This window comes from Shewanella sp. N2AIL (assembly GCF_022690845.1).
GTDB classification, from domain to species: domain Bacteria; phylum Pseudomonadota; class Gammaproteobacteria; order Enterobacterales; family Shewanellaceae; genus Shewanella; species Shewanella baltica.
On sequence record NZ_JALBYT010000149.1, the window covers coordinates 1 to 214 of the forward strand.

Annotated in this window: 1 protein-coding gene; it reads right to left on the reverse strand. The window is 58.9% G+C overall.

Annotated features, from left to right (window positions below; genetic code table 11):
* Positions 1-206 (reverse strand): Ig-like domain-containing protein (locus MO387_RS21120; RefSeq protein ID WP_242326534.1); only part of this gene is annotated, 206 nt, incomplete at its 3' end.
* Positions 207-214 lie beyond the last annotated feature (8 nt).

Genomic DNA, 214 nt, shown 5'->3' on the forward strand with positions numbered 1-214 from the left:
GAGGCGCCGGTGTCATCGGTAATGCTGGTGATCGCCACGGTGTTGCCGTCGCCATCTTGGTCAATCTTGGTATCAATCACCACGTCTTGGGTGACGGTCTTGCTGTTGCCCGCCAGGTCAGTGACGGTGGCGCTGACAGGGTAAGTGCCATCGGCCAAGGTGGTGCCGGTTAAGTCGATGCTCCAGTTACCGCTGGCATCAATCACCAAGCCGT